The organism is Nocardioides sp. (genome assembly GCF_035429765.1).
In the GTDB taxonomy this organism is placed as follows: Bacteria; Actinomycetota; Actinomycetes; order Propionibacteriales; family Nocardioidaceae; genus Nocardioides.
On the sequence record NZ_DAOMFK010000160.1, the window covers coordinates 1 to 7,215 of the forward strand.

Sequence of the window (7,215 nt, forward strand, 5' to 3'; positions counted from 1 at the left end):
ACGGCGGGGCAGCAGGGCATGCGTACGTCGCAGGTCGTCTGGGTGGGCGTGGCAGGGGTCGTGCTGATGGTAGTAGCGGCGGTCGCCGTCGCGATGGCCCGCAGCCGCGCTTCGGCGCGACGCGTCGCGGCGAGCCGGGCCAGGTCGGAGAGGATCCGCTCCGACGCCGAGGCGCACCGCACCGAGGTGCTGGAGTCCGACCTGGCCACCCGCCAGGCCGAGCTGGAGGCCGACCGGGCGCGGTTGGAGGCCGATCGGGCGCAGGCGCGGGCCGAGGAGGCCCGGCAGGCGCTCACCGTGGACGAGGCCCGCCTGGAGGACAGGGTCCGCGAGGCGGACCGGGTCGACCCGGACGTGGACCACGAGTCCCCGGCGTACTCCCCTCGGACCGAGGACGCCCCGGGCGGCCGCCCGGCGTAGTCGCGACCCGGTGTTGCCGCCACCGGGGAGGGGGTGGAGTCTGTACCCAGCAGCGAGGGAAGGACTCCCCATGACCAAGAAGGTGACGCCGCCCGAGGGCGCGGACGACTTCGGCACCGTCGCGTCGGCGCAGCAGAACGCCCGGCTGCACCCGGAGCACTACACCAGGACCGGACGCCTCCGGAGCGTCTTCTACGAGTCGGAGATGGCCCGGCTGCAGGAGCAGCTGGTGATGCTGCAGTACTGGGTCCAGTCGCAGGGGCTGAAGGTGCTGGTGATCTTCGAGGGACGCGGCTCGGCCGGCAAGGGCGGCACGATCGCCCGCATCACCGAGCGGATGAGCCCTCGGATCGTGCGGGTCGCGGCTCTGCCGACGCCCACCGAGCGGCAGCGCACCCAGTGGTACTTCCAGCGGTACGTCGAGCACCTGCCGGCGGCCGGGGAGATGGTGCTGTTCGACCGCAGCTGGTACAACCGCTCGAACGTCGAGTGGGTGATGGGCTACTGCACCGAGGACGAGCACCAGGAGTTCCTGCGCTCGTGCCCGGAGTTCGAGCGGATGCTCGTCCGCTCCGGGATCACCGTGGTCAAGTACTGGTTCTCGGTGTCCTACGAGGAGCAGCGCCGCCGCTTCGAGGCGCGCAACCGCGAGCCGATCAAGCGGTGGAAGCTCTCGGCCATGGACCTGGCCGAGCACGAGCTCTACGTGAAGTACTCCATGGCCAAGGACACCACCTTCCAGTACACCGACATCAAGCAGGCACCCTGGTTCGTCGTCCCCTCCGACGACAAGAAGGCCGCGCGGCTCAACTGCGTCTCGCACCTGCTCAGCCAGTTCGACTACCACGACGTCGCCCCCGACGTCGTGGAGCTGCCGACGATGCGCGACCTGCACTACATCAGGCCACCCATGCACGAGCAGACGTTCGTCCCGCAGGTCTACTGAAGGGTCCGCGGCCTCAGGGCTTGCGCACGTAGGTCGAGACCGCCACCAGCGTGGAGGTGTCCACCGCGAAGCCCAGGCGGTGCAGCCTGAGCCCGAGCACCCGGCCGCGCACCCGGGTGCGGCTGCGTTCCTCGACCACGACGCGGGTCGGCCCGGTGTCGGTGACGGTCCGGGTCAGCGGGCCGTAGGCGTGGGCCAGGAGGTGGACCCGCTGCGCGGACGCAACCCCCTCGGCGTCGGTGGCCAGCACCTCTCCGTGGATGAGGAGGTTGCGGGTGGGCCGGTTGACCCGCACGACCAGCTCGGAGACGCCGAGCGCGTCGACGAGGTCGTCCAGCACGGCGCGGGACTCGACCGCGCACACCCAGGCGTCCTCGGCGTCCTGGTAGTTGGGCTCCACCCCCTCCGCGCAGGTCCAGTCCGTCACGACTCCGGCGATGCCGTCGTCCCCGCTGACGCTGAGCACCACGGTGTGCCAGTTGCCCTCGTGGCCCGGCAGGTCGCCCTGCGCGACGGCCGTGAGGCTGAACAGGGCGGTCCGGTCGGCACGCACCCAGGCCCGGTCGGGGGTGGCCGACGCGGACCCGGCGGGGAGGGCGAGCGCGGCGGTCAGGCCGCCGACGAGAAGGAGGCGAGTGAGGCGCATGGCGACCCCTGGGAGCGGGAGGAGTGAGCGTTCCCCACGCTAGGCAGGCCGCTGCGTCCGCGCAGGGGATCCGGTGAACTCCCTGTGTGGTCCAGTCCGCCGACCGCTCCCGGACGCTCGTCAGGGGGCTGTCGCCTGCGTCTTCGCAGTGCCACACTTGGGGTGTGTACGCCTGACTCCGGGCGTGGTCACCAGCCGGGAGGTGACTCCGGGACGGCACCGGACCGGCCGGCCCGCGGTCGCTGCCGCGCCGCACTGGCCGTCACCGTCCCGGCGCTCTCCTTGCTGATGCTGCCGTCAGCGACCGGAACCATCGCGCGCCCCGACGTGCCGCCGAGCGTCGCGGTCTCGAGGGCCGTCGACACCCGCCCCAACATCGTGGTGCTCATGGCCGATGACATGCGGGAGGACGACCTGGTCTTCATGCCGACCACGCGACGGATCCTGATCCGCAACGGGCTGCACTTCCGCAACTCATTCGCACCCAACCCGCTCTGCGCGCCGTCCCGGGCGTCCTTCCTGACCGGCCAGTACCCCCACAACCACCGGGTGGTGTCCGTCGAGCCACCGTGGGGGTTCGGGGCGTTCGACGACCGCTTCACGATCAGCACGGCCCTCAAGAGGTCGGGATACCGAACCGCCCTGGTGGGCAAGTACCTCAACGGGTACGGGGAGCAGCGGTCGAGGGTCACCGGCGGGCCGAGTCTGCACTACGCGCCGGCCGGGTACACCGACTGGTACGCCGCGGTGGAACCCCTCAAGGGGAGTGGGGTGGTCGGCTGCACCTACAACTACCTCCGGGTCGCCTACAACCACAACGGGGTGATCGAGGACAACCACGCCGGGGAGTACTCGACCCGCGGGATCGGCCGGATCTCCCGGCGGCTCATCGCGAAGTACGCCGCCGGCTCCGCGCCCTTCTTCGTCTACGCCGCGTTCGTGGCACCCCACGCCGGCGGGCCGCGAGAGGCAGGCGATCCGATCCGGGACGTGCCGCCCGCGCTGCGCAACGTGTTCGCGACGCCGGCGCGCCCGCCGTGGGTGCGCGGCCGGTTCGACGACCTGGTCACGCGGGCGCCGGGGCTGCCACGCCGTGGAGGGCCGGTGGAGCGGGACATGAGCGACAAGCCGGGCTTCCTGCAGAGGCTTCGCGAGCCGGGGCGCCGACTTCGGCACGCTCTCCTGAAGCTCACCCGGCAGCGGGCCGAGTCGCTCTACGTGCTCGACCAGGAGGTGGGACGGACCGTCCGTGCCTTGAAGCGCACGCGGGAGTGGTCGAACACGGTCCTGGTGTTCACCAGCGACAACGGCTACCTCCTCGGAGAGCACCGCCACATGCCCGGGAAGATCCTCGCGCACGAACCGTCCCTGCGAGTCCCCTTGCTGGTCACCGGGCCGGGTCTGCGGCGGGGCGAGGACCGGTACGACCCCATCACCACGGTCGACGTCACGGCGACCATCCTCGACCTTGCGAACGCCACCCACCGCATGCGGCGCCACCACCCTCTCGACGGGTCCAGCCGGCTCCCCACGATGCTCGAGGGTGACCGCGGCTGGACCACGGCAGTGGTCACCGAGTCCCGCCAGGGACCGCACGGCCCGGACACCGAGCACCGCGGCTTCACCCGAGGTCGTACCTACATCGGGCTGCGCACCGCTCAGTACTCCTACGTGCGGTACATCGGGGGCTCGAGCGAGCTCTACGACCTCGAGGTCGATGCGAACCAGATGAGGTCGCGGCACGATGACCCGGCCTACCGCCCCGTCAGACGCCTGTTCCGGCACCTGTGGGAGCAGCTCCGCAGCTGCGCGGGAGAGCGCTGCCAGGTCGTCCTTCCGTCGCGGCTGCAGGCAGACCCCACCCGGCTTCGTCAGCTGAGCAGGTCGTTCTGGACACAGGTGAACGAGGTGCACGGGTACTGGGGTCTGATCCCCGGGTCGGTATCCGGACCGACCAGCGTGCAGCCACGACGGGACGAGCGTGGCTCGGGAGGCGGCGTGGCGCCTTAGGCTGCCGCCATGAGCCAGGTGCCCGCAGCGACCCGCGCGCTGCGGGTGCTCCGGTTCCTGGCCAGCCAGCCCGACCCGGTGCCGCTGGACCGGATCGCGCGCGCCTGCGGGCTGCCCCGCTCGACGGCGTACCACCTGCTCCACGCGATGATCGACGAGGGCTTCGTGGTGCACCTGCCCGAGCTGCACCGGTTCGGGCTCGGGGTGGCCGCCTTCGAGGTCGGCAGCGGGTACTCGCGCCAGGAGCCGCTGCAGCGCATCGCCCGCCGGGCGCTGGCCGACCTGGTCGACCACACCAGGCAGAGCGCCCATCTCGCGGTCCTGCACGGGCGCGACGTCCTCTACGTCGTCGAGGAGCGTGCCCCGGGCCGACCGCCGCTGGTGACCGACGTGGGAGTGCGTCTCCCGGCGCACCTGGCCGCCAGTGGACGGGCGATCCTGGCGGCGTTGCCGTCGGCCCAGGTACGTGCGCTCTACCCCGACCGGGCGGCCTTCGTGGACCGCCACGGGCGTGGGCCCACCTCCCTGCCCGCGCTGCGCACCCTGCTCACCGAGACCCGGCAGCGCGGCTACGCCACCGAGGACGGAGAGATCACCCCGGGCCTGGCCAGCGTGGCCGCGCCCGTCCTGGACCACAACGGCCACCCGGTCGCGGGGGTGGCGGTCACCTACACCTCCGGGGAGCAGGACGCGGGCACCATGGCCGGCCAGGTACGCCGTACCGCTGCCTCGCTGACCCGCCGGATCGGCGGGCACCCGCCCTCCTGACCGGGTGGGCCGCGGCCCACCCGGAAGTTACCCGTCGGTAGGATCTATCTCACGGATCCCGCGGGCTGACCCGGGTCCGGGTGGCCAATAGGCTGCCAGGTGCGTGCCCGGCCGTGTCCGCGCTGCCGTGGCCGACCACGAGGTGAGGAGTAAGACGTGAACTGGGTGCTGGTCCTGGGTCTGCTCATGAACCTGATCGCCCTGCCCATCGTGGCCAGGCGACTGTGGTTCCTGTTCCGCCTGATCCGCAACGGACAACCCGCCCCGGAGCGTGGGGCTGCGGTCAAGGAGCGGGCCGGACGGGCGGCCAAGACCGAGGTGGTGGAGGTCCTCGGCCAGCGACGGCTGCTCAAGTGGACCGCGCCCGGCCTCGCCCACTTCTTCATCTTCTGGGCGTTCGTGATCCTGGGGACGGTGTACGTCGAGGCCTACGGCGTCATGTTCGGTCCGGACGACTTCGCCATCCCGGTGATCGGGCACTGGCCGGTCCTGGGCTTCCTCCAGGACTTCATCGCGCTGATGGCGCTGGTGAGCCTGTGCGTGTTCGCCTACATCCGGCTGTCCAACGCCCCCTCCAAGCTCGGCCGGCAGTCACGGTTCAAGGGCTCCCACGAGTTCGGCGCGTACTTCGTGCTGTTCATGATCTTCAACGTCATCTGGACGCTGTTCCTCTTCCGCGGCGCCGCAGAGGCGCTCGGCAACTTCGACAACCCCGGCGCGTTCGTGTCGAACGCGGTGGGCTCGCTGCTGGACGGACTCAGCGACAGCACGCTGGAGATCATCGAGGGCGTCGGCCTGCTGCTCCACATCGGCGTCATGCTGGTGTTCCTCATCGAGGTCGTGCACTCCAAGCACCTGCACATCATGACCGCGCCGATCAACGTGCTCTTCAAGCGCCAGCCGATCGCGCTGGGCGCCGCCAAGCCGCTCACCTCGGGCGGGAAGCCGGTGACCCTGGACGACATCGATGAGCTGGACGAGGAGACCCCGCTGGGGGTCGGTGCGATCGAGGACTTCACCTGGAAGGGCGTCCTCGACTTCGTCTCCTGCACCGAGTGCGGCCGCTGCCAGTCGCAGTGCCCGGCCTGGAACACCGAGAAGCCGCTGTCGCCCAAGCTGCTCATCATGGGTCTGCGCGACCACGCCAACCACAAGGGCCCCTACCTCCTCGCCGACGAGTCCAAGCGCGACGGCCTGCCGGAGGCGGTACGCGCGGAGGCCCAGCGCGAGCTCGTCGGGGCCACCGAGGGAGACCCCTGGCAGCCCAGCGGCGGCGCGGTGATCGACACCGACGTGCTGTGGTCCTGCGTCACCTGCGGCGCCTGCGTGCAGCAGTGCCCGGTCGACATCGAGCACGTCGACCACATCATCGACATGCGGCGCTACCAGGTGCTGGTGGAGTCGAGCTTCCCCTCCGAGCTCAACGGGCTGTTCAAGGGCATGGAGAACAAGGGCAACCCGTGGAACATGTCGGCCACGGCCCGGATGGACTGGGCCAAGGGCCTCGACTTCGACGTACCCGTCCTCGGCGAGGACCTCGAGTCGATCGACTCCGTCGACTGGCTGTTCTGGGTCGGCTGCGCCGGCGCGTACGAGGACCGCGCGAAGAAGACCACCCAGGCGGTCGCCGAGCTGCTCCACCTCGCCGAGGTCAGCTTCGGCGTGCTCGGCAACGGCGAGACCTGCACCGGCGACTCGGCCCGTCGCGCGGGCAACGAGTTCGTCTACCAGGGCCTGGCCCAGCAGAACATCGAGACGTTCCGCGAGCACCGGGTCAAGAAGGTCGTGACCACCTGCGCGCACTGCCTCAACACGCTGAAGAACGAGTACCGTCAGCTCGGGCTCGAGCTCGAGGTGGTCCACCACACCCAGCTGCTCAACCGGCTGGTCAGGGAGGGCCGGCTCACCCCGGTGCCGGACGGGCCGGGAGCGGGTCGGCGCTCGATCACCTACCACGACCCGTGCTACCTCGGCCGCCACAACCAGGTCTACTCCCCGCCGCGCGAGCTGCTGCAGGTGCTCCCCGGCGCCGAGTACGTCGAGATGGAGCGGCACGCCGAGCGGTCCTTCTGCTGCGGCGCCGGCGGTGCCCGGATGTGGATGGAGGAGACCATCGGCACCCGGATCAACGACAACCGCACCGCGGAGGCCGTCGGCACCGGTGCCGACCAGATCGCCGTGGGCTGCCCGTTCTGCCGGGTGATGCTCTCCGACGGGCTCACCTCGGCACAGGCCGAGGGCCGGGCCCGGGAGGAGGTCGAGGTCCTCGACGTGGCCCAGCTGCTGCTGGCCTCGGTCAAGGGTGAGCCCGCCACGAAGGGCAAGGCGGCCGCCCCGGCGGCAGCACCGGCTGCTGCGCCGGTCTCTGCTCCCGCTGCTGCGCCGACCCCGGCACCGGCCGCGGAGCCGCCTGCGCCGACAGCCG

6 protein-coding genes and 1 pseudogene are annotated in these 7,215 nt (G+C 71.1%); 5 read left to right on the forward strand and 2 right to left on the reverse strand.

The features are described from left to right. A pseudogene (locus PLP61_RS13065) lies at positions 1-420 on the forward strand (hypothetical protein); the annotation flags it as partial. 70 nt (positions 421-490) lie between these two features. Further along, positions 491-1,366, forward strand: a complete 876-nt coding sequence (gene ppk2, locus PLP61_RS13070; RefSeq protein WP_324503172.1) for a polyphosphate kinase 2 — start codon at positions 491-493, stop codon at positions 1,364-1,366. Positions 1,367-1,379: 13 nt separating this feature from the next. On the opposite strand, the gene PLP61_RS13075 is transcribed toward ppk2, so the two are convergent. Then, the gene (locus PLP61_RS13075; protein ID WP_324503173.1) at positions 1,380-2,012 is read right to left on the reverse strand and encodes a hypothetical protein; all 633 of its coding nucleotides are present in this window, start codon (positions 2,010-2,012) and stop codon (positions 1,380-1,382) included. Between the two features lie 188 nt (positions 2,013-2,200). After that, on the reverse strand, positions 2,201-2,401 hold the full coding sequence (locus PLP61_RS13080) for a hypothetical protein (RefSeq protein WP_324503175.1): 201 nt from the start codon (positions 2,399-2,401) through the stop codon (positions 2,201-2,203). Between PLP61_RS13080 and PLP61_RS13085 the strand changes: the two genes are divergently transcribed. From PLP61_RS13085 to PLP61_RS13095, 3 genes are all read left to right on the forward strand, one after another. Continuing rightward, complete coding sequence (locus tag PLP61_RS13085; protein WP_324503176.1) at positions 2,400-4,022, forward strand: sulfatase-like hydrolase/transferase; 1,623 nt, start codon at positions 2,400-2,402, stop codon at positions 4,020-4,022. The genes PLP61_RS13080 and PLP61_RS13085 overlap by 2 nt on opposite strands. Positions 4,023-4,031: 9 nt before the next feature. Continuing rightward, a complete protein-coding gene (locus PLP61_RS13090) occupies positions 4,032-4,790 on the forward strand; it encodes an IclR family transcriptional regulator (protein ID WP_324503177.1) in 759 nt (252 codons plus the stop codon). A 156-nt stretch (positions 4,791-4,946) separates the two neighbouring features. After that, positions 4,947-7,215 (forward strand): (Fe-S)-binding protein (locus tag PLP61_RS13095; RefSeq protein ID WP_324503178.1); only part of this gene is annotated, 2,269 nt, incomplete at its 3' end.